Consider the following 580-nt stretch of genomic DNA (forward strand, 5'->3'; position numbering starts at 1 on the left):
AGGTCGGTGGCGCCGAGGTCGGCGACTTCATGATGCTGCAGCTAATCAACCGTCACGAACCGGTGCTGCGCCACTACCTGGGCGTGGAGCAGGTGCACCCGGAGCAGATCTACCGCGACCTGCTTGGCCTGCTCGGCGAGCTGGCGACCTTCTCCAGCGAGAGCAAGCGCCCACGCCTGGAGGGTCGTTACCAGCACAGTGACCAGGGCGCGAGCTTCCGCAAGCTGATGGACGCGATCCGCCAGGTGCTGTCGATGGTGCTCGAACAGCACGCCATCGAACTGCTGCTGCAGCAGCGCCAGTACGGCATCCAGGTATCGCCACTGCACGATCACAAGCTGCTCGGCACGGCGTCCTTCGTGCTCGCCGCCAGCGCCCAGTGCGATTCGGAAACCCTGCGCACCCGCCTGCCGGCGCACCTGAAGATCGGCCCGGTGGAGCGCATCCGCCAGCTGGTCAACCTGCATCTGCCGGGCATCCGCATCAAGCCGCTGCCGGTGGCGCCGCGGCAGATCCCCTTCCATGCCGGCAAGACCTATTTCGCGCTGGAACTCAGCGCCGAGGACCAGGCGCAGCTGGA

At 66.7% G+C, this 580-nt stretch carries 1 protein-coding gene; it reads left to right on the top strand.

Going from position 1 to position 580, the window contains the following annotated elements:
* Window positions 1–580 (top strand): type VI secretion system baseplate subunit TssK (gene tssK / locus CXQ97_RS21095; RefSeq protein ID WP_104182382.1); only part of this gene is annotated, 580 nt, incomplete at both ends.

Origin of the sequence: Arthrobacter sp. B0490 (assembly GCF_002929355.1) — a bacterium.
Lineage (GTDB): Bacteria > Actinomycetota > Actinomycetes > Actinomycetales > Micrococcaceae > Arthrobacter_D.